General features: G+C 67.8%; 1 protein-coding gene and 1 pseudogene. Both read left to right on the forward strand.

What is annotated here, in order from left to right; translation table 11 throughout:
• The first annotated feature begins 29 nt into the window (after positions 1-29).
• Entirely contained in the window at positions 30-1,106 is a 1,077-nt protein-coding gene (locus GJ629_RS15825; RefSeq protein ID WP_370515944.1) for a multicopper oxidase domain-containing protein, read from the forward strand.
• 51 nt (positions 1,107-1,157) lie between these two features.
• Positions 1,158-1,360 (forward strand): annotated as a pseudogene (locus GJ629_RS15830) (halocyanin domain-containing protein); the annotation flags it as partial.

Here is a 1,360-nt window from a genome sequence, read left to right on the forward strand (position 1 = left end):
AGTTCGTCGCCGCGACGGGCGGGACCGGCATCGCTGCGACTGCCGGCTGTGCCGCACCACACCGCGACGCGGCGGAGACGACCGCCACCTCGCCGTCGGCCGCCGCGAACGCCGACGAGGAAGTCCCCACCACGGCACCGCCTCAGGTCGTCAACGTCGACGAGCAGGACAATCAGGTGACGCTCAGTTCGCTACCCGCCCGCCACGACTGTCACCCGCTTGAGTCGATGGGCGGCCCCGTCGAACTCCCCCGCGTGTGGGCGTTCAAGGCCGACGACCGACCGCCGAGCGTCCCCGCCCCCATCCTCCGGACGACGGAGGGCGAGGACATGGAGGTCACGCTTGACAACACCGAGGGCAAACGCGCCCACACGGTCCACTTCCACGGCGTCACCAAGAAGTGGAAAGACGACGGCGTCCCGACGACGACGGGTATCACCGTCGAACCCGGCGAGACTCACACCTACGAGATTCCCGCGAACGTCCCCGGGACCCACCTCTATCACTGCCACTTCCAGACCCATCGCCACATCGATATGGGGATGTACGGCATCCTCCGGGTCGATCCCGAGGGGTACGAGGAGGCCGACAAGGAGTACTTTATGACAGTCAAGGAGTGGGACTCCCGGCTCAACCGGATGATGGCCGGCGAGGACGCTTCCTACTCGCCGCGTGACCGCCACCCCGACGTCTTCACCATCAACGGCAAGGTCGCACCGCGGACGCTCCACCCCGAGAAAGGGTCGCCGATGATCGTTTCACAGGGCGACACGGTCCGGGTCCACTACGTCAACGGGGGGTATATGAGCCACCCGCTGCACATCCACAACCACCGCTTCGAACGCGTCGAGAAAGACGGCGGCGTCGTCCCCGAGGCCGCCCGCCACGAGATGGACGTGACCAACGTCGCGCCCGCCGAGCGCCACACCATCGAGTTCGAGGCCGACGCCCAACCGGGCATCTACCTGATGCACTGCCACAAGGTCAACCACGTGATGAACGGCAACTCCTACCCCGGCGGGATGCTCACCGGTCTCGTCTACGAGGAGGCGATGGACACGGACATCTTCGCGAACCTGATGGAGTACGCCGGCTACAAGGGGTAACGATGACCGACCAACAGCCACGAGCGACGCGGCGGAGCGTCCTCCGGGCCGGTGCCGGAGCGGCGGCCGTCGGCGTCACGGCGGGCGTCGGCGGCGTCGGGACTGCGGCGGCGCCCCGGGTTCGACGGCTGGCTCTCGAACACGAGCAACTACGACGGCCTCGTCGACGAACGCGGCAGCGACGAGGTGGTCGTCGACGTCGGCGTACAGGGCAACAACGGGACCAACGGGTTCGGCCCCGCGGCGGTCCGGGT

This window comes from Halapricum sp. CBA1109, from assembly GCF_009741825.1.
Taxonomy (GTDB): Archaea; Halobacteriota; Halobacteria; order Halobacteriales; family Haloarculaceae; genus Halapricum.